This is a genomic window from Paenirhizobium selenitireducens ATCC BAA-1503 (assembly GCF_000518785.1).
In the GTDB taxonomy this organism is placed as follows: domain Bacteria; phylum Pseudomonadota; class Alphaproteobacteria; order Rhizobiales; family Rhizobiaceae; genus Allorhizobium; species Allorhizobium selenitireducens.
The window spans coordinates 203742-228312 of sequence record NZ_KI912495.1 but is presented as its reverse complement, the minus strand read 5'-3'; the positions used below and the strand labels follow the sequence as shown (position 1 = coordinate 228312).

Here is a 24571-nt window from a genome sequence, read left to right as displayed (position 1 = left end):
AGCTCGCTAAAGCATCTGGGAGGATCGCAGGTCCGCCGCTTACGGCAGACATGGCACAATGGACGTCGGGAGGGGAATACATGACGGACGCAACCAGCCGCCTCAGTGGCCGGGCATCGGAGAAAATTTGGCTCGATTCTTATCCGTCGGCTGTGCCCGCGGATATCGCGCCCCATGCCCACCCGTCGCTGGGCAGTCTTTTCGAGAGCAGTTGTGCCACCTATGCCGACCGCCTGGCATTTTCGAGCATGGGCCGAGGCATGACCTTCCGCGAACTGGAGATCCAGTCGCGCAAGGTCGGCGCCTGGCTTCAGGCAAAGGGTCTTGTCAAGGGCGACCGCGTCGCCGTCATGACGCCGAACATCCTGCAAAATCCGGTTGCCGTGTACGGCATCCTCCGGGCAGGCTTCACGGTCGTCAACGTCAACCCGCTCTACACCCCCCGCGAGCTGCAGCACCAGTTGAAGGACGCCGGCGCCAAGGCAATCATCGTGCTGGAGAACTTCGCCGGCACTGTGCAGCAGGTCCTGCCCAATACGCCGGTCAAGCATGTCATCGTCGCCACCATGGGCGACATGCTGGGCCTGAAGGGCCATATCGTCAACTTCGTCGTGCGCAAGGTGAAAAAGCTCGTTCCGGCCTGGTCGATCCCCGGCCATACCAGCTTCAAGACCGTTCTCTCCGAGGGCGCCCGCCAGACGCTGAAGCCGGTCGACGTGGTCGCAAGCGACGTCGCTTTCCTGCAGTATACCGGCGGCACGACGGGGGTTTCCAAGGGCGCGACGCTGACCCATGCCAACCTGCTCGCCAACAAGCAGCAGATCGCCATCTGGCTCGAGGCGGCCTTCGCGATCAAGGGCCGGCCGGAGGTCATGACCTTCATCTGCGCCCTGCCGCTCTACCACATCTTCGCACTCACCGTGAATTCCCTGATGGGGATTGCCACCGGCAGCCACAACGTGCTGATCGCCAATCCGCGCGACATCCCGGCCTTCGTCAAGGAACTGCAGAACCACAAGGCGCATATCTTCCCCGGCCTCAACACGCTGTTCAACGCGCTGATGAACAATCCGGACTTCAAGAACCTCGATTTTTCCTCGCTGCTGCTGGTGCTCGGCGGCGGCATGGCCGTGCAGCGGCCGGTGGCGGAACGCTGGTACCAGATGACCGGCTGCCCGATCACCGAGGGGTACGGCCTTTCGGAAACCTCGCCGGTCGCTACCGTCAACCGTCTCGACAGCACCGAATTCAGCGGCATGATCGGACTGCCCCTGCCCTCGACGGACATCGAGATCCGCGACGAGGAGGGCGCCACGCTGCCGATCGGCGAAGTCGGCGAAATCTGCATCCGCGGCCCCCAGGTCATGGCCGGCTACTGGCAGCGACCGGAGGAGACGGTCAAGGTCATGACCGACGACGGCTTCTTCCGCTCCGGCGACATGGGCATGATGAACGAGGGCGGATACGTCAAGATCGTCGACCGCAAGAAGGACATGATCCTCGTCTCGGGCTTCAACGTCTATCCGAACGAGATCGAGGAAGTGGCCGCGATGCATCCGGGCGTGCTCGAATGCGCAGCGATCGGGGTTCCCGACGCCCATTCCGGCGAGGCGGTGAAGATCTTCGTCGTCAAGAAGGACCCGGCCCTCACCGAGGCCGACCTGAAGGCGCATTGCGCGACCAATCTCACCAACTACAAGCGTCCGCGCTTTATCGAATTCCGCAGCGAACTGCCGAAGTCGAATGTCGGCAAGATCCTGCGGCGCGAACTGCGCGACAGCGAACCGACCAAATAACGACCGCTCCCGGTCGAGCCAGTGCAGACGCCCGGATTTGCCCAGCGCAGTCCGGGCGTTTTCGTGCGCTTGATCGCCGGCACCGCCCGGAATAGTGTCGCCCCCATCTCCGCCAAATCAGGGACACGAAGATGCAGGCAATCATCGACAAACTCACGAGCACTGCCGCGGCCACCCGTGCCGAGGATCTGCGCGCCGCCTTTGCCGCCGATGCCCGGCGCTTCGCCCGCTTCAGCACGACGCTGGACGACCTGCTGATGGACTATTCCAAATGCGCGGTGAACGGGGAGATCATGGCCCTGCTCGAGGAGCTCTGCGCGGCGGCGGGCGTTGCCGAGAAGCGCGACGCGATGTTCTCGGGCGAGCCGATCAATTTCACCGAAGGCCGGGCTGTCCTGCACACCGCGCTGCGCAACAGGTCGAACACGCCGGTCCTGGTGGACGGACAAGACGTGATGCCCGGCGTCAACGCCGTTCTCGCCGCCATGGGCCGCTTCGCCGAAGGGATCCGCTCGGGCGCGCTCACGGGCGCGACCGGCAAGGCGATCACCGATGTCGTCAACATCGGCATCGGCGGCTCCGACCTCGGTCCGGTCATGGCGACACTGGCGCTCGCCCCGTTCCACGACGGTCCGCGCCTGCATTTCGTCTCCAATATAGACGGCGCCCATATCGCCGACACGCTGAAGACGCTTGCCGCCGAGACGACGCTGTTCATCGTCGCCTCGAAGACGTTCACGACGATCGAAACGATGACCAATGCGCAGACGGCGCGGCGGTTCGTCGCCGAAAAACTCGGCGAGGCGGCGGTCGGCAAGCACTTCGCCGCGGTATCGACGGCGCTCGACAAGGTCGCCGCCTTCGGCATCGATTCAGAGCGGGTGTTCGGCTTCTGGGACTGGGTCGGCGGGCGCTATTCGATCTGGTCGGCGATCGGCCTGCCGCTGATGATCGCCATCGGCCAAGAGGATTTCGGCCGCTTCCTCGATGGCGGCCATGCAATGGACCAGCATTTCCGCAACGCACCGTTCGGCCAGAACCTGCCGATGCTGCTCGGCGCGCTCGGCGTCTATCATCGCAATGTGCTCGGCTACCAGACGCGCGCCATCCTGCCCTACGATCAGAGGCTGTCGCGTTTTCCCGCCTATCTGCAGCAGCTCGACATGGAATCGAACGGCAAGAGCGTGACGATCGACGGCAAGCCGGTCCAGGGTGCTTCCGGCCCCGTCGTCTGGGGCGAGCCCGGCACCAATGGCCAGCACGCCTTCTACCAGCTGATCCACCAGGGCACGAGCGTGATTCCGACGGAGTTCATGATCGCCGCCAACGGCTTCGAGCCGGATCTCAGGCACCAGCATGAACTGCTGATCGCCAATTGCCTGGCGCAGTCCGAAGCGCTGATGAAGGGCCGCACGCTCGCCGAAGCCAAGAGCCAGCTGACCGCCAAGGGTGTCCCCGACGAGGAAGCCGACTTCCTCGCTCCGCACCGCGTCTTCTCCGGCAACCGCCCTTCGATCACCTTCGTCTACGACCAACTGACGCCCTATGCGCTCGGCCGGCTGATCGCGCTCTACGAGCATCGGGTCTTCGTCGAAGGGGTGATTTTCCGCATCAATTCCTTCGACCAATGGGGCGTGGAACTCGGCAAGGAACTGGCGACCGGGCTCCTGCCGGTCGTCGAGGGCAAGGTTACGGCCACCGGCCATGACAGCTCGACCGCCGGGCTCATCAAGGCTCTGCTCGACGCCGCGCAAGGTTGAGGCCTAAGACGCGTTCACGCACTGCGGCACCGATTTGAGACCGGCTTGTTTGAGGATGGTCCGCAGATCGACGCCGCGAATGACCGGCAGATATTCGCTGCCTGCACTTGCCTGCAGCCAGATATCCAAGGGCAATGGCTGGCCTTCGGCCGGAAACGGCTCACTCCAGCATCCGCCGGCTAGACTGACAGAAAGGTTGCCGCTGCCGTTGTGGCCGGCCTGTTTCGCCTCGCGAACGGTCTGCTGGAATTTCACAACGGATTCAACTTCGCGAGCGCCGAGACTGAGCATCATGGCTTGCTGGCCGAGCCGCGGAGGCGGCAACGACTGCAAAGCGGCCGCATTTCCTGAGACTATCTGCAGATCGAATACCTTGGTGCTGGCGAGCGTTCCTGATTCCGACCAACCAAACCCGAGGCGAGCATCCCCTGTCTTCAACCGCAATGCAGTTGGCGCAAAGAGGGCGACACGGAATTCCGCCGGATTGGCATCGAGCGGTGAGAGTGCGGCCAACTTGGCGGCGCTGGATATGCCGCTCGACATACAGGAAGGCAGCCCGACAAGGGCCGAAGCAAAGAGGACGAGGCTGATGAAAGCGTTCTTCATGGAGATATCCCACAGTGATTGACGAGATTTAATTATTGTAATACGATAATTTTTACAATCCCCTCAATAAGAGATTTTCTCGATGACCCAAACTCCACTGACCCGCATCAGGTCCCTGAGCCGCAAGATGAAACTGCTGATAGCCCTGGCTGCGGTCGGCTTTGCTGCCGCTCTTGCCTATCTTGCCTGGATGGTCGCCTTCGACATCGAAGGGCTGAAGGTCCTGATCGCCCGCTATCCGCTTTCCGGGACGTACCCGCTTGCCCTGAGCGGAAGGGCCCTTGGCGGGCTTGCCGCTCTCGCTGTCGCGAACAGCATCCTAATCACCGCCGGCATCTGGACGCTCTGGGCAATGTTCGACCATTTCGAGAAGGGCGACATATTCTCGGAGAGAAGCGGTGTGCTTCTGCGCCGCACCGGCTATCTTGCCCTGATCGGAGGCATTTCGAGTTTGCTATCGCGCACGCTTGCGATATTGGTGGCCACCTATGACAATCCTCCGGGACAGAAAATGCTCTCCATAGGCATTTCCAGCACAGACATCGGATTGTTCATTCTGGCCGGACTACTGTTCGTTCTCGGCCACATCATGGTGATCGCGGCCGGGATCGAAGCCGACAACCGGAGCTTCGTCTAACGCATGCCGATCGTCGTCAATCTGGATGTAATGCTGGCCAAACGAAAAATGCGATCGAAGGAACTGTCGGAGATCGTCGGGATCACCGAGCAGAACATCTCGTTGTTGAAATCCGGAAAGGTCAAAGGCGTACGCTTTGACACGCTGGAACGGATCTGCGAGGCGCTCGGATGCCAGCCGGGCGACATCCTCGAATACCAGCCGGAAGCCTGACCCGCCGACGGCTGGCCCTGAGCGATTTCAGAAGCCGATCTCAGAGGCGAAGGGCGGGTTGGCGCCAGCGCGAGAAACGGTGACCGCAGCAGCCCGCGCGCCGAGCTCCAGGGCGGAACGCACGGCGGCCTCATCGAGCGCCGCGACCCGGGCCTTGGTCAGCAAGTCCTGCCGCTTCAGCGATGCCAGAATGCCCGCATCGAAGGTATCACCAGCGCCGACCGTGTCGACCACCTGAACACGCTGGCTCGGCACGGAGACCTTGAAACGGCCGGTGTAGCCGGTCGCGCCGTCGGCGCCGCGCGTGATGACCACGAGCTTGGCTCCGGCATCCAGCCAATAGCGGGCGAGATCGTCATGGCTGCCAGACAGGCCGAACCATTCGAGGTCCTCGTCGGAGAACTTGAGGATGTCGGACATGGCGGCCATGCGGTTGATCCGCGCCATGTGCGCGGCCTTGTCCTTGATGAAGCCGGGGCGGATATTGGGGTCGAGCGAAATGACGCGGGTTTGATGCTCGCGCGCCATCAGCGCCTCGTAGGTCGAACCGCAGGGTTCGGGAATGAGGCTGATCGCGCCGAAATGCAGGGCCTCGCAATCCGCGCCGAGCGCCGGCAGATCACCGGGCGAAATCATCCGGCCGGCGGTGTTCTCGTCATAGAAGGCATAGCTCGCCTGGCCATTGACCAGCTTGACGAAGGCGATTGTCGTCGGCCGCGACGACGTCGCGCAGAAGGCGGAGTCGACGCCGCTGGACGCCAGGGTCTCGCGCAGGATGTCGCCCATCATGTCGTCGGAAAGACCGGTGAAGAAACCGGTCGGAATGCCGAGACGGCCGAGCGCGATCGCGGTGTTGAAGATCGCGCCGCCGGCATAGGGGGCAAACGCGCGCTCGCCGAGCGTCGTCTCCCGCGGCAGCATGTCGATCAATGCTTCCCCGCAACACAAGATCATCCGACCGTCCTCCCGATAAGCTTCACTGCCCGAATGGATTTCAATCGATTTAATCCATTCGACGCGAAAAGGCCAGCCCCGCCTCAGCCGAGCGAAGCGACCCCGCCATTGCGGCCCGACCATGCGAGCGGCGCATCAAGGAAAGCCTCGACCTCGGACAGCGTCTTGTCGTCGAACAGTCGGCGCTCGCGGGCGACGGCGAGCACGTTGCGCCAGGTGGCGATATGATGCAGCGTGACGTTGCCGTTGGTGAAGCGTTCCCCGGCTTCGGGGAAGATGTCGTAGTAGAACAGCGCGACCCCGTGATCGACGACGCCGCCCGCAGCGCGGATCGCATCGATGAACTTAAACATGCTGCCGCCGGCCGTCGTCAGGTCTTCGATCACCAGCACCCGTGCGCCTTCCGGCATATGGCCCTCGATCTGGGCGTTGCGGCCGTGGCCTTTCGGCGCCTTGCGCACGTAGATCATCGGCAGGCCGAGCCGTTCGGCGAGGAAGGCGGCAAAGGGAATGCCGGCCGTTTCACCGCCGGCCACCACGTCGAACTGCTCGAAGCCGGCATTGCGCATCACGGTGGCGGCGGCAAAATCCATGATCGCCGAGCGGATGCGCGGATAGGAGATCAGCTTGCGGCAGTCGATATAGACCGGGCTCATCATGCCGGAGGAGAGCTTGTAGGGCTTGTCGGCGGAAAAATGCACCGCCTTGATCTCCCACAGCATCTTCGCCATCAGTTCCGCCATGACGGCCGGTTCGGGAAAGGTCGTGGTGATCATGGGCGGATCCTCGTGTTCGCGTTGCATTGGGTCGATTGCTTGTGTTCTCGCGACGACGGCGGCGAAAATCAAGCATTCCCTTGCCACGCGGCTTAGCAGCAAGATGTGCCCGTTTCCAGACATTCGACAGTGAAAACGCAGCGTTTCATGCCGCCCTTGCCATTTCCGCGGAGCCTTTGGGTGCCCGGGCCACCGTTGGAGAACCGGACTTCGCGCAGCGATCGTTAAGTCCATGTCATCTTCGGCTTACCGCGAATTAATCTGCCGTCCATCAGATAGATATGATTTTCCATATATAAATGAATCGACAGCCAAAGCAGAGATTTAGGCCGAGGCGGCTGTCCTCGGCAGGCCGACTAACCCCGGGGGAAGTTCATGTTTCGCAGATTCTTCATCTGGCTCATGCCGCTCTTCAACCGCCGAAACCGCAACCGGTCGCAAGGCCGGCCTCAGGGGCGAGGCGGACACGGCCACTGATCACACAAATCCTGCAATCGACACGACACTGAAGGAGACAAACATGTCCAGAATGACCCTTTCGATCATCGCAGCGGGCCTGATCGCAGTAACGACCATCGGCACTACCGCCAAGGCCGCAACGCTGACCGACGGCGCACGGACCGCCATTGAGGCAGCGCTGGAAGACGAGCACAGGGCGGAAGCCTTCTATGCCGCCGTCATGGCGAAATTCGGCGAGGTCCGGCCGTTCAGCAACATCATCCGCGCCGAGCAGACGCATGCATCCGAACTGAACGCGCTTCTGCAGAATTACGGGCTGGACCAGAAGACCACCAACCCTCATCTGGGCTCCGCAGAGTTTGCCGCCCTCGTGCCCGAAACGCTCGCCGAAGCCTGCAAGATGGGCGTCGATGCCGAGATCGCCAACCGCGATCTCTACGACAAGAAGCTGATGCCTGCCGTTCAGGATTACGCGGACGTTCAGATCGTGTTCACAGCCCTCCGGGACGCCTCGGAAAACAAGCACCTGCCGGCTTTCGAGCGCTGCGGCGGTGGGCAGGGACAGGGCATGGGCCAAGGGATGGGCCAGGGCCAGGGCCATGGTCAGGGCATGGGCATGGGCCATGGAAAGAACGCGACCCAGCCCTGAATACCCAAAGACCGCGAGGTTCGACCGGCTCCTTTTCAGCCGGTCGAACTTCTCATGCGCGGGTCAAGCAACCGGCTGCGGGCCGAAGCGATTTTCGCCTGGCTGGCCCGGCTGGACATTGAAGTAGATGAGGACGATCCAACCGACGACCGGCACGAGCGCCAGCAGCAGCCACCAGCCGGAACGATCGATGTCATGCAGGCGGCGGGCGCCAACGGCAAGCTGCGGAACGATCAGGGCCAGCATGGCCACGGTATTCAGCACCTGGCCGTCAAACAGCATTCCGTCCACTATGCCGGTGATGATGTTGACGATGAAGACGAACAACATGAACCACCAGAACTCGGGGCGCGCCGCGCGACCGGTGAAGGTGGCGTATTTTGACAGAACGGCCTGAACCGCTTCCTGAAAGCTCATGAAACACTACCCCGATTGAAGATGCCAGAATGAACACTTGTCTAAGCCATGCGTCGCGCTTCGACAACCCGATACGCAGACGGGCACAGGAATAGCCGATCGGCCCGGGCCTTGGCGTCGACTCCCTACGCGACGTCCCAATGCAGCGGGAACATGGGATCAAAGACGGTCACCGGTCCGGCCCCCGTTTCGATCTTGGCCGGGAAGCTCACAGCCGCATCGCGCCTGACCAGAGTGATGGTCTCGTCGTTGGGCGCAAGGCCATACCAGGCCGGACCGTTCAGCGAGGCAAAGGCTTCGAGCTTGTCCAGCGCGCCTTCCTGTTCGAACACATGGGCGAGACAGCTCATGGTGTTGATCGAGGTGTAGATGCCGGCGCAGCCGCAGGCGCATTCCTTCAGCGGATCGACATGCGGGGCGGAATCGGTGCCGAGGAAGAAGCGGCGATCGCCCGAGGTCGCGGCAGCCCGCAGCGCCAGGCGATGGCTCTCGCGCTTGGCGACCGGCAGGCAGTAATAGTGCGGCTTGATCCCGCCGACGAGGATGGCGTTGCGGTTGATGATCAGATGGTGGGTGGTGATCGAGCCGGCAATGTTGCGCTCGGCCGAGCGGATATAGTCAATGCCGTCCGACGTGGTCACGTGTTCCATCGTCACCTTCAAGTCCGGGAGACTGCGGCGCAGCGGATCGAGCACGGTGTCGATGAAGACCTTCTCGCGGTCGAAGATGTCGACCTCGGGCGTGGTCACCTCGCCATGCACGCAGAGCGGCAGGCCGATCTTCGCCATGCGTTCCAGCACGGGCATGGCCTTTGCCATGTCGCGCACGCCACCATGGGAATTGGTGGTGGCGCCGGCGGGATAGAGCTTCACCGCGGTGATCAGGCCGCTTTTCGCGCCCTCCTCCACGTCGTCCGGGCTCGTATCCTCGGTGAGGTAGAGCGTCATCAGCGGCTCGAAGCGGCCCCCCTTCGGCAGCGCCGCCATGATGCGCTCGCGGTAAGCCCTCGCATCCGCCGTCGTGACGACCGGCGGCACGAGGTTCGGCATGATGATGGCGCGGGCGAAATGCCGGCTGGTGTCGGCGATCACCCCTTCGAGCATCGCGCCGTCGCGCAGATGCAGGTGCCAGTCATCGGGGCGGCGGATGGTGATCGAGCGCATGACAAAACCTCCGGGGCATGGGTCTCGACCCCGCAGATAGCATGTTCCCGATGCGGGTCAAACCTGCCTTTGGAGTGTTTCCTGGCTCTAGGCGACCTTGCCGGAAAGTGCCGCAAGCGTTCTTTCCGCCTCCTCGAGCTGCTCGCGCCGATCGTTTTTCATGATCGAGCTGATCTTCGGCAATGCGCGCTCGAAGGCGGCGACGCAATCCGGATCGAACTGAGTGCCCGAGCGACCGAGGATATGCTCGACAGTACGGTCGAAAGACCAGGCCGGTTTGTAGGGCCGCTCGGTCGTCAGCGCGTCGAAATTGTCGGCGATGCAGACCACTCGGCCGGAGATCGGGATGACCGTGCCGGCCAGCCGGTTCGGGTAACCCTGGCCGTCCCAGCGCTCGTGGTGGCTGGCGGCGATTTCGGATGCGAGTTGCAGGAGCGAGGAATGCGAGCGGGCGAGGATGTCGCTGCCGATCTGCGCATGCGCCTGCATCTGCCGGTACTCGGCCTCAGTCAGACGCCCCTGCTTGAGGAGCACGGTATCCGGCATCGCCACCTTGCCGATGTCGTGCATCGGCGCGGCCAGGCGGATGTCGTTGCAGAACTGTTCGGGCAGACCGAGCTCAAGCGCGATCGCCTCGGAGTAGGCGGCCACCCGCAGGGTGTGGCGCGAGGTTTCCGGATCCTTGTAGCCGGCGGCGAGCGTCAGGCGATGGATGATCTCCTGCTCGCGCAGACGCAGTTCGCCAACTGCGCGGTCCACCTCGCGGCGCAGCCACTCGGCCTGGTCGGCCAGCTGCCGGCGGGCGCGGGCGAGCGACACGATGTTCTGCACGCGCGCCTGGAACTCGACGGGATTGATCGGCTTCGTCAGGAAGTCGATGGCGCCGGCGTTGAGTGCCGCCATGCGGGTCGTCATGTCCTTGTCGGCGGTGACGAAGATCACCGGCACCTGGGCATATTTCTCGAAACGCACGATCTCGGTGAACAGCTCGACGCCGTTGTAGACGGGCATCTGGTAGTCGATGATCGCGATGTCGAAATCGAGATCCGGAAGCGCCGACAGCACCGCGTCAGGGCTTGCGAAACCGAGCGCCTCGCAATTGTCCAGCTTGCCGACGAGTTTCGTCAGAAGCTTCAGGTTGGTGCTGTTATCATCCACCAGCAAGATACGCATAGACGCCTCCTTCGCTCTCAAGCGACAAGTTTGAATTTCAAGGTCTCGATTTCGCCGCTCAGCTTGTCGACGTCGGCAGGCGACGGTCGATGGCTGCGCAGTGCATGCGCACTGTCGGCGATGTCGTTCAGGCCGACATTGACGGCGGCACCCTTGATCGTGTGCAGAACACGATCGATCTTTTCAGGGTCGTGATTGGCCAACGCGACATGCAGATCCTGGATCAGCCCGCTCGCGTCGTAGAAAAAGGATTCGACCAGCTCGCGGAACACGTCCTCGCCCAGAGCCTCGACCAGCTCGGACTGGCGCGCCTCGTCCAGGCCCTCGATCGACAGCGGGGGAAAATCCACGTCGTCGATGATGATCGGTTCCGGCAGGCCGATGTCGTTTTGCATGTCCCGGCCCTGCCCGTTTACCGGGATGTCGACGATCGAATGAATCACGTTGCGCAGCCTTTCCATCGTTACCGGTTTCGATTCGAAGCCGGCCATGCCTGCCTCGATGCAACGCCGCCGGTCGTCGTCGGAGGCATTCGCCGTCATCGCGACGATCGGCGTGGCAGAACACAGTCCACCGTCGGCAATGATGCGTCGTGTCGCCTCAATGCCGTCCATGACCGGCATCTGCATGTCCATCAGAATGACGTCGAAGGCCTGTTCCCGGGCGATCGAGACTGCCTGCGCCCCGTCCCCGGCGACAACGACTTCCTGTCCAAGTCGATCGAGGAAGCGGGTGGCGACCATCTGGTTGACGCGATTGTCCTCGACCAGAAGGATGCGCAGGCGCGGCAGCGGTGCCTTGTCCTGCCCTGTCGCCTGGCGGCGGACCTCGTCCTTGCCGACGGCGACGACGGCAAGCTCGAACCAGAAAATGCTGCCGACGCCGACTGTGCTGCTCATACCCAGCTCGCCGCCGAGCTTTTCGACGATCTGTTTGCAGATGGTCAGACCGAGGCCCGTGCCGCCATATTTGCGGCTGATCGAGGCATCAACCTGCGAGAACGGCTTGAACAACTTGGCAAGACCCGCCTCGTCGATGCCGATGCCGGTGTCCTCGACCTCGAAGCGCATCATCAGCTTGCCGTGGCGGTAAAACTCGCGAAGACGCAGCGTCACCGTGCCCTTGCTGGTGAACTTGACGGCATTGGACAAGAGATTGAGCAACACCTGGCGCAGGCGCGTCGGATCGGTGCGCACAAAGAGCGCATCGAGTGAATCGGGGATGTCGAGCACGACCGTATTGCCGTGGTCGTCGGCGCGGCCGCGGATGATGCTGACCGTGGTTTCGGCCAGCGCGCGAATGTCGACGGCGCGCTCCTCGAGCTCCAGCTTGCCGTGTTCGATCTTCGAATAGTCGAGGATCTCGTTGATCACCTCCAGCAAGGCCTCGCCGGACGAACGGATGGTCTTCACGCTCGACAGGGCATCGTCGGGAAGCTCGGAGAATTCCAGCAGTTCCGACATGCCGAGGATCGCGTTAAGCGGCGTGCGGATCTCATGACCCATCGTCGCCATGAACTGCGACTTGGCGCGGTTGCCGGCATCGGCGGCCTCATAGGCTTCCGTCAGACGGTGGGCCATGCCTTCCAGCTCGACGCCGGCCTTGCGCACCGACTTCAGCTGCCGGCGCAGCGTCACGACAAGGAACACCACCGAGACCATCAGAAGACCGAGCATGATGGCGGAGGTCTTTTCAAGCTCAAGAATGGTGTCGCGAGCGTCGGCCCTGTCGGCGCTCAGCTGCATGTTGGTTTGGATCAGCAGCGCCTCGGTCGTCTTCGAGAGAGCGGCCAGCGCGTCGTCAAGGCTTTCAAGCTCGGCCGCAGTTGGCGTATCGCCAAGGGTGTAGGCATCGAAGGTTGCCTGAAAGGCCGTGACCTGTGCCGTGATTTCACCCAGCAGCCGGACAACCTTCGGATCATCGGAGAAATAGTCGCCGAACTTCGATTCGATCACCAGCTGCGTGCGGGAATAGAGGATGTCGTAACGCAGGGAAAGTTCGCCGAGCAGCGCCGGGCTCGGCGGCTGACGGCGCAGCTCGGCGAGGCTGTAGTCAAGCGCGCGCGCCTCACGGTCGAGCTGGTAGACCGACCAGACGGCGTTCTCGCGAATGCCATCCTGGAGGAACCGGAACTGGCGGGAAATGTCGACGAAGAGCACGATCAGCACGAACAACAGGACGGCCGACACCAGCTGCAGGATCAGCGTGGTGCTGCCTGTCTTGCGCATGATGTCGCCGGACCTGTGCACTCGTATCACTGAACGACCTCGATCTGTTTGATCTGCCAGACGGAGCGAGCGAAGTACTTCTCGTTGAACAGCGAGCTATCCTGGTCGAAGGGGTAGACCAGCATGGATGGTCCCTTGGTCCGCACGGTCATGACCTCGCCATCCAGCCGGGTGGCAAGGATGGTGTCCATGGCGAGCGCATCGGACATCGGTACTTCGGCGGAATAGCCGTTCAGCGCATGGACAAGCAGGCGGCTGCCCTCGGCACCGGCCGCCTTCAGCACTTCGCGCAGCAAGGGACCGGAAAATTCGACCTCGCCCTGGGTCCAGGGCGTGTCCATCTTTGCGCGCCGCCCTTTCAGGGCATCGAGCATTGCCAGGTCGAAGACCGCCGACCCATCACGGTTCGGCTCCGCCACGACACCGACGATCGTCAGGATCACCGGGCCCTTCGGCTCGTCGAGCGCTGCAGCAGGGCTCGCGGCGAGAACCGCGGCCAGAAGAATGGCAAGGAGAGGTTTCATGTGTGCACCCATCAAGAGCGGTCTGTCTCAGCCGGCCAGGACCTGGGGGGCCGGGCCACGTCCAAGGTAGGACGAGAGCAGCGAGCGAAAGGCCACGGCTTCGACCGGCTTGGTGAGAAAGTCGGTCACGCCGCCTGCCCTGGCGGCTTGGCGAAGGCCTGGCTCCTGGTCGGCCGTGACCATGACGACGGGGATGTCGTCGTAGCGCTCCATCATGCGGATCGCCTTGACGAATTGCAGGCCGCTCATGCCCGGAAGCATGTGATCGACGATCAGCATATTGTAGAAACGGTTGTGGCAGAGCGTCAGTGCCTTGGTGGCATCGGCCTCGACCACGATCTCCTCCTCGGTCACCTTCTTGGCAAGGTGCTTCAGGATCATCGCATTCGTCGGATTGTCTTCTACGATCAGAATGGTCATGCCCGGTCTTCCTTCGCTCCAAACCGCTTATCCTGCAGGATTTCCTAGCAGGTGGAGCCTGAGATACGCTGAACCATTTTGAATCAATTTTACCGATCGCTACTTTAAGTTCTTCTTAATTTTTAGAGCGCGCTAAATCGCCGCCGTCCGGGCCGGCGGTACACCTGTCTTGGGGCACAGCTCCGCGGCTCAGCCCTCGAGTGCGCGCGAAATGCGACGCGACAGCTCGACCGGGTTCTTCAGGATGATGGCGCGGCTGGTGCGTTCGATCAGCTGTTCGCGGATCAGCCGCGACATTTCCCGCGACACGGTCTCGCGGCTGGAGCCGATATGCTCGGCAAGCTCGGCATGGACGAGCGGCGGTGAGATGATCCGCTCGCGTCCGCCGTCGCCGCGCAGGCGCGAGAGCCGCAGCAGCGCATTGTAGAGACGATGCTTGGTGTCGAGAAAGGACAGCTCGGACACGCGCTCGTTCATCGAGCGGATGCGGCCCGACAGCAGTCGCATCAGGGACAGACAGACTTCCCGACGGGTCTGCAGGATGTCGTGGAAGACGGCATAGGGAATGACGGTCACGACCGCATCGCTGACCGCCATCAGGCTGGCCGAGCGGGCCATTTCGTCGATCGCCGACAGTTCGCCCAAAAGGTCGCCGCGCCGGAATGTGCCGAGAATGGCCTCCTTGCCGACGGTGAAGCGCAGCACGGCGCGAATCTCGCCGCTCTGCACGACGAAGACATCTTTCGATGCGTCCTCATAGTCCACGAGACTTTCGCCGGCGCAAAGATTGCGCGTGTGACAGCGCGCCAGCCAATCATTGTCTTCGCCGGCGCTCAGGCTGGCAAATATCGACGTGCCGCGCAGCGTGGAAAGACTGTGCGCGTTGTTTTGCGAAGGGGCTCCCACGGACAAATGATCTTCCACTTTTCTTGCTCATGCACCAATCAGGGCGACGCGAATACGATCGCTTCTTAAGCTGCCACCGTCGGAAAGTGCAAGTCTGGATCGACCAAGAACCTGTCGGTGTATTACCGCCGGGTTAATGGCGCGCCGCAAAGCAGTCCTATTAACCAATCGAACCCGCCGAGGGTCCCCAGACATCGGTGAGGGCGAAGCCATCGGCCAGCGGGTCGAACGGATCGAGCGCCACCTGGTGCAGGCCGAAGGTGAAGCCGCGGCCGCTGATCGTCGGGATGACGGCGGGGCGTCCGGCGACCTCGGTGACTTCCTTCAGGCCCACCTCGAATTCCGAGCCGATGATCGAGCGGGATTTCAGCACGTCGCCGACCTTGACCTTGCCGCGCGCGTAAAGCGTTGCGAGGTTGGCGGAATTGCCGGTGCCGCAGGGCGAGCGATCGACGCGGCCGGGCCACATGGTGGTGCAAGTGCGGATCGCGCCGTCGGGATCGACGTCGCGGAACATCACGTAGGCCACGCCGGAGATTGCCGGGATTTCCGGGTGGACGACCGGAATGCGGCGATTGATCTCTTCCTTGAGGATCATCCCGGCTTCGACCAGGCCGCGGGCATTGGCCTTGTCGATGGTGAGCCCGACCTGGCCGACATCGACCAGCGCATAGAAGATGCCGCCATAGCTGAGGTCGAAGGTGATGCGGCCCCATTGCTCGGTCTCGAGGCTGACGTCCAGCTCATGCACGAAGGACGGGACCATGGTGAGCTTGACCCGCTCGCAGCGGCCGTCGCGGCAGGTGGCGGTGGCGGTCACCAGGCCGGCGGCGGTGTCGAGCACCACCGTCGTCTCCGGCTCGGTCATCTCGACGATGCCGCTTTCGAGCAGCGCCGTGGTGATGCAGATCGAGTTCGATCCGGAGCTCGCATGGGCCTGGTCCGGCTGCAGGATGACGAAGCCCGCATCGGCCTTGGGGTTCTTGGCCGGCAGCAGGAGATTGACCGAGCCGATCGGCGCGCCGCGCGGCTCGAGCACGAGGAAGCGGCGGAGTTCCTGCCCCTTGGGGTCGTTGTTCAGCCAGTGCAGCTGTTCGGCAATCGTATCGCCCGGAATCTTCGGCACGCCGCCGACCGCCACCTTGCCGATCTCGCCCTCGCAATGGACGTCGATCAGCTGAAGAGTACGTTTCCATCTCATGGTCTTGCTCCGTCAGTCAGGATTTCAGGCTTTCGCGCGAGACAGCGCGGCCAGGTGTTCGGGATGCGACTTGTCCTTGCGGGCAAGGGCTGAAAAGGCGGCAGCACGATCAATCGCGGCGCGCCCGGCGCGCAACGCGGCGACGGCCTCGGCGCGGCTTACCACAGTGAAGCGCAGGCGACTGCCGACCGGGGACTGGCCCAGCCGCCAGAGATCCGCCTCGATCACATGGGCGATCTTCGGATAACCGCCGCAGGTATTGGCCTCGGCGAGCTGGATGATCGGCTGGCCTGACGGCGGCACCTGGACGGTGCCCGGCATGATGCCGTGCGAATGCAGCTCGAGCTTTTGCGTCAAGGTGAGTGCGGGGCCGGACAGGCGATAGCCCTGGCGGTTGGCATCGTCCGTGACCTGCCAGGCGGCGGCTTCGAGGGCCTCGACCGCCGCGGGCTCGAAGGACCCGTATTCCGCCCCCGGCAGAACCCGGATCGGCCTGTCCTCGCCAATGTCGAGCGTCGATCTGCCGATCTCCGCGGGTTCCAGGCCGAAGCCCGCCGGCAAGCCGGTCGCGGTCATCGGCGCAAAGCCGGTGTCGAGCCGGTCGCCACGACGCAAGCCCCTGCCCTCCAGGCCGCCCCAGCCGCTTTTCAGGTCGGTCGAGGCCGAGCCCAGCACGGCGGGAACGCGAAGGCCTCCGGAGATGGCGACATAGGCGCGCGCGCCACTGCGCGGCAGGCCGAGTTCGAGCATGTCGCCGGTGCGAACGGGCAGCGTCCACCAGGAGGGATAGGAAATTCCGTTGAGGGTCACGGGGCAATCCGCGCCGGTGACGGCCACCAGCGTCGCCTGGCCGAACCGCAACCGAAACGGAAAGATCGCCACTTCGATCGCCGCGGCACTAGCGTCGTTGCCGATCATTCGGTTGACCAGTTCCAGCGCCGGCGCATCCATGGCGCCGGAGCGGGAGACGCCGGCGTCGAGATAGCCGAAGCGGCCGAGGTCCTGCACGGAGTTGGCCGCGCCTGTCGTCAGGATCTCGATCATGCCCGGATCTCCTTGACGACGAAACGGATACGGTCACCGGCGCGAAGGGCGGCCGGCGGTTCGCGCATCGGATCGAACAGATGAAAATCGGTGTGGCCGAGAATATGCCAGCCGGAAGGTGCCGTCAGCGGCATGATGCCGGCCTGCGCGCCGCCGATGATGACGGAACCCTCGGGCACGCCCATGCGGGGAACCGCGCGGCGGGGCAGCGCAAGGGCCGGATCGAGCCCAGAGAGATAGACGAAGCCGGGCATCGCCCCGACGGCTGCAACGGAATAGACGGGTGCAGCGTGCATCGCGACCAGGCGCTCTACCGTCAGCCCCTTTGACGCGGCGACTTCGGCAAGATCGCTGCCTTCGTTGCCGTAGACGACGGGGATCTCCACCAGACGTCCAGCGGCCGGAGCAGCCTCCGTCGCCGTCCACTGGCCGAGCATGTGGGCTTCGAGCCTGTCCGGGTCGAGGCGAAGCGGGTCGAAGAGGACCATCAGGTTGTTCATGCCGGGTGCGACCTCGGAGACGCCAGGAATGGGGCGGAGGCCATCGGCAAAAACCCAGATGCGTTCCTGCAAGGACGCATCGAAAACCGGGCCGGCGACATCGAATAGAAGCGCCCCTGCCCCTTCCGGGCTGATCCGCGGATTATCGCCGTGCTCCTGCATGCCTGCCTTCATCGTCGTCTCTCTCATGGTGATATATCAGAATATGGTGGAGACCAAGAGCATTTCTTCGTCCGGCCATTGTGCATTCCCTTGGGCTCGACCTACTATTCGGGAAAACATCAACAGGGATCGTAAGCGGCATGTCACTCAGCGTCGACCTCAATTCCGATATGGGCGAAGGCTTCGGCGCCTATCGCATGGGCGACGACGAGGCGATGCTGTCGATCGTCAGTTCGGCCAATATCGCCTGCGGCATGCATGCCGGCGATCCGGACATCATGGCCTCGACCTTCGCCATCGCCAAGGCCAAGGGCGTCGCCGTCGGCGCGCATCCGGGTTTCCCCGATCTCTGGGGTTTCGGCCGGCGCAACATTCCCTTTTCCGCCGGCGAGATCGAGCGGCTGGTCGCCTATCAGATCGGCGCGGCGCAGGCACTTTCGACCTATGCAGGCCACCCGATCACCCATGTGAAGGCGCATGGCGCGCTTGGCAACCTCACCCAGCAGGACGAGAGCGTGGCGCAGGCCGTCAACAACGCGATCAAGGCCGTCGACCCGAAGCTCGTCTGCCTGACCATCGCACTTGGCCACCAGGAACGGCTGGCGCGCGAGATGGGGCTGGAATGCCGCTCCGAGATCTTCGCCGACCGGGCCTATACCGACGAGGGCTTCCTCGTCCATCGCAGCAAGCCCGGTGCTGTCATCCACGATGCCGACGCAGCGGCGGCGCGCGTGGTGCGCATGGTGAAGAACGGCGCGATCGAGACGATCACCGGCCGCGTCATCGTCACCCCGGTCGATTCGATCTGCGTGCACAGCGACACGCCGTCCGCCGTCGACATCGCCCGGACGATCCGCGCGGCGCTGGAAGCCGACGGTATCGCCATCGCCAACTTCCTGCGTTGAGGGAACCGCCATGGACCTTTCGACGATCGAGAGACTGATGCAGATGCTGGAGAACTCCACGCTCAACGAGCTGGAGGTCAGCGAGAACGGCATGCGCATCCGTCTCGCCAAGACGGCGGGCCGCAACGGCGGCGCCCCTGCAGTCGTGCCCACGCGTCGCGATACGCCCGAAGCCATGGCGGCGGCCGAGATCGCCGCGCTGATGGCGCTTCCCGATATCCCCGAGATCGACGAGGCCGTGATCGTCGCCGGCCTTTCCGGCACGTTCTATCGCGCACCCGCACCTGGTGCGGAACCCTATGCGAAGGAAGGCGACCTGATCGAGGAAGGCCAGACGGTGGCGCTCGTCGAAGCGATGAAGATGCTCAATCCGGTGGAGGCGCCGCGCGGCGGCCGCATTGTCTCCATCCTCGTCGCGGATGGCGAACCGGTGACGCCCGGCACGCCGCTCATCCTGCTTGCCTCGGACTGATGCGCATGTTCGACAGCGTGCTGATCGCCAATCGCGGGGAGATCGCCTTGAGGATACTCAGGGCCTGCCGCGACCTTGGCCTGAAGACCATCGCCATTCATTCGGAGGCCGACCGCAATCTCCGTCATGTGGCGCTCGCCGACCAGGCGCTCTGCATCGGCCCGGCGCCGGCGGCGCGCAGCTATCTCGACAGCCATGAAATCCTGCTTGCGGCACAATTGACCGGCGCGGGCGCGATCCATCCGGGCTACGGCTTCCTGTCGGAAAACGCCGACTTCGCCGAAATGGTCGAACGGGCCGGCATGGTCTTCGTCGGCCCGCCATCGGCGGCGATCCGGATCATGGGCGACAAGGTGGCCGCCAAGCGGGCGATGATCGCGGCCGGCGTACCCTGCGTTCCCGGCCCCGACAGCGCCCTGCCGGAAGACCCGGCGCGTATCGCCGCCGTCGGTGAGGAGACCGGCTATCCGCTGATCGTCAAGGCATCGGGCGGCGGCGGCGGGCGCGGCATGCGCATCGTCCGCGATCCCGGATCGCTTGCGGCCGCCGTGCAGATGGCACGCGAGGAGGCCGGGCGGGCGTTCGGCAATCCCGAGGTCTATGTCGAGCGCTTCCTCGAATTCCCGCGCCATGTCGAGATCCAGGTTCTCGCCGACAATCACGGCAATGCGATCCACCTCGGCGCGCGCGACTGCTCCACCCAGCGGCGGCACCAGAAGCTGATCGAGGAGACGCCCCCGCCCGGCATCGATCCGGCCGCCATCGACGCGATCGGTCGGCGCTGCGCGGCGGCGTGCCTGGCCATCGGCTATCGCGGCGCCGGCACCTTCGAATTCCTCTACGAGGACGGCGCGTTCTACTTCATCGAGATGAACACGCGGGTGCAGGTCGAGCATCCAGTAACCGAAGAAGTCACAGGTGTGGACATCGTCCGCGAACAGCTACGCATCGCCATGGGCGAGAGGCTCGGGCTGACCCAGGACGAAGTGCTTCTCAGTGGCCATGCCATCGAGTGCCGGATCAATGCCGAGCACGCCTTCAACTTCACGCCGTCGCCCGGCAAGGTGACGCGTTTCATCGCGCCCGGCGGACCGGGCGTACGGCTCGATACCCATCTTTATCCCGGCTATGAAATCCCGCCGAACTACGATTCGCTGATCGCCAAGCTGATCGCCCATGGACCGACGCGCGAGAGCGCGATCGCCCGCATGCGGCGGGCGCTTCAAGAACTGACCATCGAGGGCGTGGAGACGTCAAGCGCCCTTCACCTGGCTCTGCTCGATGAACCCGGCTTTTCGGCCGGCGGCATCGACATCCATCATCTGGAGCGGCTGATGGCCGACGGATTCGGGAGGCCGCTATGAGCAGCGCGTGGATCCAATCCGTCCTTGAGCTGATGCAGCGCTACGGCATTGCGGAGTTCGAGTATCAGGACGACACCCGGCACATCGTGGCGAGCGGCGGCGAGGTATTCGAGGTCGGACAGAGGGCGGAAGAACCTGCCGCTCCCGCTCCGCGCCGCGCGGAAACGGTCACCGCACCGCATCTCGGGTTTTTCCTTCCCGAGCATCCATCCAGCACAAAAGACGCCGCCCTGCCCCGCCTCGTGCGGCGCGGCGAGATCATCGGCTACCTGAAGGCCGGCGCCCTGCTGCGCCCGGTTGTTGCACCATCCGACGGCGTGCTTTCGCGCCAGCTGGCCCCCAAGGGCGCGCTTGCGGGCTACGGCACGCCGCTGTTCGAGCTGCACGCAGCGGACCTCTAAGGGCACGGTTTGCGCTTCCGGCATGATCGGCCGGTCACCGCGCTCAAGGCCGGGTCGGCGTCAACACGGTGCCGGCGGCGCCGATCGTATTGCCGGCGGAGTTGCCGAGCAGCAGCCACTGGCGGCCGTAATTTCGCCGGGTGCGCGGGTCGAAGATGGAGATCGGGGCGCTGATCACTGTGCTTGCCGCCTGACCGACCGTGGTGCCGGCGCCGATGGCGACGGCGCCCAGGCTCTCGCCGAGCCCGACGGAGGAATCGGTCACCGCCTGGCCGGCGATCAGCCGCTCGCCGATCAGGCGCACCACTTCGGGGCTCTCGGCGAACTTTCCATGGTTCAGCGCATCGCCGGATTTCAGCTTGGTCAGGTCGAGCACGGAAATACCGGCCATTTCCAGCTGCGAGCGGTAGGGCTCGGTCGTCGGATCGATATGGCCGAGGCGGTCGACATTGCCGGAAATATGCTTCGATATGGTGAGAGCCCGGTCGTCGCGCGAGACGAACAGGGTGAAGTGCGGCGCCTTGCCGGCAAAGCTCTGGAATTGTTGGCCGAAGACGTCGACGTCGAGATCGGGCGCCGCAAGGATGACATTGCTGATCTTCGGATCGACACGGCCGTGGCGGATGGCCATCTGCCGCAGCGCTTCGACCGCAAGCCAGGTCCCCATGGAATGGGCCATCACCGTCACTTCGCCGACGGCCGGATTGCGGGCGATCTGCGTCAGCAGGTCCTCCAGCGCATCGCGCGAGTAGTTCGTGCTTTCCTTGTCGTAATTGTAGTCGAAGATTGAACCCCGCGACGGCCAGGTGAAGACCACCGGCACCACGTCCGCCTTGGAATCGTGGACGATCTGGGCAAAGCGGTAGACGGCTTCCTCGTAGAGATTATTGAAACCGTGGACGAAGACCAGGACGCGGCGGCTCTTGGGAACATGCCCCTTGAGCCAGGCCTCGCCTTCCTTTTCGTTTGTGATCGGATCGACGGCGACCGTGGTGAATTCCTTCTGCGGATCGGCCGGCAGGCGTTTCGGCCACTGGACCTGGCCGATCTCGCGATTGGCATCGGGCGGGATGGAGAGGGTCACCGCGTCGATCATCAGGCCGGAACCGCGCTCGCCGGTGAAAAGAACCGCCTTGTCGACCGCCGGCGCCCGCGTCGTCGCCGCGATCAACTCGACCTTGGTCGTGCCGTTGGCGGTATGGTTCGTGGGCTCCATGACGCCGATCGGCCGGCCGGCGCAGGCGGCCAGAACCAGGACCAAGCCGGCGAACAGCGCGCCGCGGCGCAGTGCCGCCCGCAGCGGCGCCTTGCGGGGCAGGGAAAGCGCGGACGCGGTATCGTTGCAGTTCGAATGCACGCTCTCTCCAACGCCGGACGATGACAGCTACAGCTGCGTCATACCGGGCTTGGCACGCGCTTTCCAGCCTTTTCGCTCGACCGCTCGCTTCCCTGCCTCAGGCGGCACCGAGCTGCGCGCGGGTCCAGTCGACGATCTGGCGCGCCGACATGGCGCCGGACACCCGGCCGATTTCGCGGCCCCCCTTATAGAGCAGCATGGTCGGGATGCCGCGGATGCCGAGTTTCGAGGCAAGCTGCGGCTCGTTTTCCGAGTTCAGCTTGAGCAGCCGGACGTCCGGCTCGAGCATACCGGCCGCTTCGGCGAAGGCCGGCGTCATCATCCGGCAGGGTCCGCACCACGGCGCCCAGACATCGACGAGGACCGGGATCTCGTTGCGGCTCATATGCTTCTCGAAGGTCGGGGCATCGGCATCGGCGGGATGGGCCTCGAACATCGCATGACCGCATTGGCCGCAGCGCGCCTCGGAGGCCGGGCGGTCGGCCGCCAGGCGGTTGACGGCAGAACACTGAGGACAAACTATCTTTCTGTCTTTCTGCATCTTGCGTATTCCTGCAGTTCCAAGCCCCTTGAAACAAGGGCTACCGACTTGACAATATATTCGGAATAACGTAGATACGCAAGAATGAAAGTTGATCCAGATACCATGCAGGAAGCCGCCGACGACGCCAGCGAGTTGCTGAAAGCGCTCGCCAACCGTCACCGGCTGCTCATTCTTTGCCAGCTGATCGACGGAGAGCGCTCGGTCGGCCAGCTCGCCGAATTCCTCGGCATTCGTGACTCGACCGTTTCCCAGCATCTGGCGCTGTTGCGTCGCGACCGGATCATCTCCGGCCGCCGGGATGGGCAGACGATCTGGTATCACATTGAGAGCGAGCCGGCGCGCAATGTGATCACCGCGCTCTACGGCAGCTTCTGCGCCGTGTAGCCGCATTCGCGCGGCCTCTTCCGAACATTGGCAACGACCGGCCTCACGCCGGTCGCATCGTGCCCTTCTCGCGCAGGTTCACATGCCAGGAGAGCGCTTCCTCGAGCACATGCGGCGTATGCCCGCCCCGCTTGACGGCACGATCGTAATAGTCCTGCAACGGATCGCGGTAATCCTTATCAACGCAGTTGGCGATGATCACCGCCGCCCGTTCGCGCGGCGCAAGGCCGCGCAGGTCCGCGAGCCCCACTTCCGTTACCAGGATATCGGTGTCGTGCTCGGTATGGTCGACATGGCTGACCATCGGCACGACGGAGGAGATCGCACCGTTCTTGGCGATGGACTTGGTGACAAAGATCGACATGAAGGCGTTGCGGGCGAAATCGCCCGAGCCGCCGATGCCGTTCATCATGTGGGTGCCGCCGACATGGGTCGAGTTGACGTTGCCGTAGATGTCGAACTCCAGCGCGGTGTTGATGCAGATCAGACCGAGACGCCGGATCACTTCCGGATGGTTGCTGATCTCCTGCGGGCGCAGCAACAGATGGTGCTTGTATTCGGATAGTCGCGGCAGGACCTTCTTGTACATCTCGGCCGACAGCGTGATCGACGAACCCGACGCAAAGGTCATCTTGCCGGAATCGATCAGCTCGAAGGTCGAGTCCTGCAGGACTTCGGAATACATCTTCAGGTCATGGAAGGGCGTGTCGATGAAGCCATGCAGCACGGCATTGGCGATCGTGCCGATACCGGCCTGCAGCGGCTGCAGCTCATAGCCCAGGCGGCCCTGCTTGACCTCGTTGAGCAGGAAATCGCTGAGATGGCCGGCAATCGCATTGGTCTCGGCATCCGGGGGCAGGATGGTGGACGAGCTGTCCTGCTTTTCCGAGACGACGATGGCGATGATCTTTTCCGGCGGAATCGGGATGAAAGGCAGGCCGACACGGCTTTCCGGAGTGACGATCGGGATCGGCATCCGGGTCGGGCGGCGGGACGGAATATAGATGTCGTGCAGGCCCTCGAGCGAGGCCGGCTGGGAAATGTTGATCTCGATGATGACCTTGTCGGCGAGAATGGCGAAGCTCGCCGAATTGCCGACCGAGGTGGTCGGAACGATGCCGCCGGTCTCGGTGATGGCGACCGCCTCGATGATGGCGATGTCGACCGGCTTGATCTGCTGGGTGCGCAGCTGCTCGACCGTTTCCGACAGATGCTGGTCGATGAACATCACCTCGCCGGCATTGATCGCCTTGCGCAGACCGGGATCCGACTGGAACGGAATGCGGCGCGCCAGCACATGGGCCTCGGCCAGCGTCTTGTCGAGATCGTTGCCGAGCGAGGCGCCGGTCATCAGGGTGATCTTGAGCGGATGGGTCTTGGCACGCTCGGCCAAGGCCAGCGGCACGGCCTTCGCCTCTCCGGCGCGGGTGAACCCGCTCATGCCGACCGTCATGCCGTCCTGGATGTAGGCTGCGGCCTCCTCTGCACTGACCAGTTTGTCGAGCAGCGGCTTAAATCTGATCCGGTCACGCAGCATAATCCATCCTCATGAGACA

26 protein-coding genes are annotated in these 24571 nt (G+C 63.6%); 10 read left to right on the top strand and 16 right to left on the bottom strand.

The features are described from left to right. The first annotated feature begins 80 nt into the window (after positions 1 to 80). Positions 81 to 1796 (top strand): long-chain fatty acid--CoA ligase, encoded by a 1716-nt coding sequence (locus L867_RS0122125; RefSeq protein WP_028738857.1) that lies wholly within the window; start codon positions 81 to 83, stop codon positions 1794 to 1796. A 131-nt stretch (positions 1797 to 1927) separates the two neighbouring features. After that, a complete protein-coding gene (pgi, locus tag L867_RS0122120; protein WP_028738856.1) occupies positions 1928 to 3556 on the top strand; it encodes a glucose-6-phosphate isomerase in 1629 nt (542 codons plus the stop codon). Positions 3557 to 3559: 3 nt separating this feature from the next. Here the strand turns inward: pgi and L867_RS0122115 are convergent, their stop codons facing one another. Continuing rightward, positions 3560 to 4162 (bottom strand): hypothetical protein, encoded by a 603-nt coding sequence (locus L867_RS0122115; protein ID WP_028738855.1) that lies wholly within the window; start codon positions 4160 to 4162, stop codon positions 3560 to 3562. Positions 4163 to 4244: 82 nt separating this feature from the next. On the opposite strand from L867_RS0122115, the gene L867_RS26615 reads away from it, so the two are divergent. Continuing rightward, the gene (locus L867_RS26615; RefSeq protein WP_028738854.1) at positions 4245 to 4799 is read left to right on the top strand and encodes a DUF2975 domain-containing protein; all 555 of its coding nucleotides are present in this window, start codon (positions 4245 to 4247) and stop codon (positions 4797 to 4799) included. Between the two features lie 3 nt (positions 4800 to 4802). After that, a complete protein-coding gene (locus tag L867_RS0122105; protein ID WP_028738853.1) occupies positions 4803 to 5012 on the top strand; it encodes a helix-turn-helix domain-containing protein in 210 nt (69 codons plus the stop codon). A 27-nt stretch (positions 5013 to 5039) separates the two neighbouring features. On the opposite strand, the gene L867_RS0122100 is transcribed toward L867_RS0122105, so the two are convergent. Then, the gene (locus L867_RS0122100; protein WP_028738852.1) at positions 5040 to 5966 is read right to left on the bottom strand and encodes a carbohydrate kinase family protein; all 927 of its coding nucleotides are present in this window, start codon (positions 5964 to 5966) and stop codon (positions 5040 to 5042) included. An 83-nt stretch (positions 5967 to 6049) separates the two neighbouring features. After that, entirely contained in the window at positions 6050 to 6742 is a 693-nt protein-coding gene (locus tag L867_RS0122095; RefSeq protein ID WP_028738851.1) for an orotate phosphoribosyltransferase, read from the bottom strand. A 520-nt stretch (positions 6743 to 7262) separates the two neighbouring features. Between L867_RS0122095 and L867_RS0122090 the strand changes: the two genes are divergently transcribed. Next, positions 7263 to 7850, top strand: coding sequence for a ferritin-like domain-containing protein (locus L867_RS0122090; protein ID WP_210163662.1), 588 nt, complete (start codon positions 7263 to 7265; stop codon positions 7848 to 7850). Positions 7851 to 7913: 63 nt separating this feature from the next. Here L867_RS0122090 and L867_RS0122085 read toward each other — a convergent pair whose 3' ends face one another. The 10 genes from L867_RS0122085 to pxpB all read right to left on the bottom strand — a co-directional run bounded on the left by L867_RS0122085 (position 7914) and on the right by pxpB (position 17615). Beyond that, positions 7914 to 8267, bottom strand: coding sequence for a DUF805 domain-containing protein (locus L867_RS0122085; RefSeq protein ID WP_028738849.1), 354 nt, complete (start codon positions 8265 to 8267; stop codon positions 7914 to 7916). 125 nt (positions 8268 to 8392) lie between these two features. After that, positions 8393 to 9430, bottom strand: a complete 1038-nt coding sequence (pyrC, locus tag L867_RS0122080) for a dihydroorotase (RefSeq protein ID WP_028738848.1) — start codon at positions 9428 to 9430, stop codon at positions 8393 to 8395. A gap of 87 nt (positions 9431 to 9517) precedes the next feature. Further along, complete coding sequence (locus tag L867_RS0122075; protein WP_037174194.1) at positions 9518 to 10603, bottom strand: HD-GYP domain-containing protein; 1086 nt, start codon at positions 10601 to 10603, stop codon at positions 9518 to 9520. 17 nt (positions 10604 to 10620) lie between these two features. Next, positions 10621 to 12831: an ATP-binding protein gene (locus L867_RS0122070; RefSeq protein WP_037174318.1), complete on the bottom strand. Its 2211-nt coding sequence runs from the start codon at positions 12829 to 12831 to the stop codon at positions 10621 to 10623. A gap of 26 nt (positions 12832 to 12857) precedes the next feature. After that, entirely contained in the window at positions 12858 to 13355 is a 498-nt protein-coding gene (locus L867_RS0122065) for a molybdopterin-dependent oxidoreductase (protein WP_028738845.1), read from the bottom strand. Between the two features lie 27 nt (positions 13356 to 13382). Further along, complete coding sequence (locus L867_RS0122060; RefSeq protein WP_028738844.1) at positions 13383 to 13775, bottom strand: response regulator; 393 nt, start codon at positions 13773 to 13775, stop codon at positions 13383 to 13385. Between the two features lie 189 nt (positions 13776 to 13964). Then, entirely contained in the window at positions 13965 to 14681 is a 717-nt protein-coding gene (locus tag L867_RS0122055) for a Crp/Fnr family transcriptional regulator (RefSeq protein ID WP_232364001.1), read from the bottom strand. Between the two features lie 160 nt (positions 14682 to 14841). Further along, entirely contained in the window at positions 14842 to 15882 is a 1041-nt protein-coding gene (locus L867_RS0122050; protein ID WP_028738842.1) for a 4-hydroxyproline epimerase, read from the bottom strand. Between the two features lie 24 nt (positions 15883 to 15906). Further along, the gene (locus L867_RS26135) at positions 15907 to 16926 is read right to left on the bottom strand and encodes a 5-oxoprolinase subunit C family protein (RefSeq protein WP_051439158.1); all 1020 of its coding nucleotides are present in this window, start codon (positions 16924 to 16926) and stop codon (positions 15907 to 15909) included. Further along, positions 16923 to 17615, bottom strand: coding sequence for a 5-oxoprolinase subunit PxpB (gene pxpB, locus L867_RS0122040; RefSeq protein ID WP_232363993.1), 693 nt, complete (start codon positions 17613 to 17615; stop codon positions 16923 to 16925). Before pxpB ends, L867_RS26135 begins: the two co-directional genes overlap by 4 nt. Before the next feature lie 113 nt (positions 17616 to 17728). On the opposite strand from pxpB, the gene L867_RS0122035 reads away from it, so the two are divergent. Genes L867_RS0122035 through L867_RS26610 form a run of 4 tightly spaced genes read left to right on the top strand, consistent with a single transcriptional unit; the run spans position 17729 to position 20730 of the window. Then, on the top strand, positions 17729 to 18493 hold the full coding sequence (locus L867_RS0122035; RefSeq protein ID WP_028738840.1) for a LamB/YcsF family protein: 765 nt from the start codon (positions 17729 to 17731) through the stop codon (positions 18491 to 18493). 10 nt (positions 18494 to 18503) lie between these two features. After that, positions 18504 to 18965, top strand: a complete 462-nt coding sequence (gene accB, locus L867_RS0122030) for an acetyl-CoA carboxylase biotin carboxyl carrier protein (RefSeq protein ID WP_028738839.1) — start codon at positions 18504 to 18506, stop codon at positions 18963 to 18965. Between the two features lie 5 nt (positions 18966 to 18970). Further along, on the top strand, positions 18971 to 20329 hold the full coding sequence (gene accC, locus L867_RS0122025; RefSeq protein WP_028738838.1) for an acetyl-CoA carboxylase biotin carboxylase subunit: 1359 nt from the start codon (positions 18971 to 18973) through the stop codon (positions 20327 to 20329). Continuing rightward, on the top strand, positions 20326 to 20730 hold the full coding sequence (locus L867_RS26610; RefSeq protein WP_051439157.1) for a hypothetical protein: 405 nt from the start codon (positions 20326 to 20328) through the stop codon (positions 20728 to 20730). Before accC ends, L867_RS26610 begins: the two co-directional genes overlap by 4 nt. A gap of 43 nt (positions 20731 to 20773) precedes the next feature. On the opposite strand, the gene L867_RS0122015 is transcribed toward L867_RS26610, so the two are convergent. Further along, positions 20774 to 22018, bottom strand: a complete 1245-nt coding sequence (locus tag L867_RS0122015) for an alpha/beta hydrolase (RefSeq protein ID WP_408606005.1) — start codon at positions 22016 to 22018, stop codon at positions 20774 to 20776. Positions 22019 to 22184: 166 nt separating this feature from the next. After that, positions 22185 to 22628: a thioredoxin TrxC gene (gene trxC, locus L867_RS0122010; RefSeq protein WP_028738836.1), complete on the bottom strand. Its 444-nt coding sequence runs from the start codon at positions 22626 to 22628 to the stop codon at positions 22185 to 22187. A gap of 84 nt (positions 22629 to 22712) precedes the next feature. Here trxC and L867_RS0122005 point away from each other — a divergent pair, with 84 nt between their 5' ends. Continuing rightward, entirely contained in the window at positions 22713 to 23015 is a 303-nt protein-coding gene (locus L867_RS0122005; protein ID WP_028738835.1) for an ArsR/SmtB family transcription factor, read from the top strand. A 43-nt stretch (positions 23016 to 23058) separates the two neighbouring features. Here L867_RS0122005 and L867_RS0122000 read toward each other — a convergent pair whose 3' ends face one another. Then, positions 23059 to 24552 carry an acetyl-CoA hydrolase/transferase family protein gene (locus L867_RS0122000; protein ID WP_028738834.1) on the bottom strand — a complete coding sequence of 498 codons (1494 nt, stop codon included), beginning with the start codon at positions 24550 to 24552 and terminating at the stop codon, positions 23059 to 23061. Between the last annotated feature and the right edge of the window lie 19 nt (positions 24553 to 24571).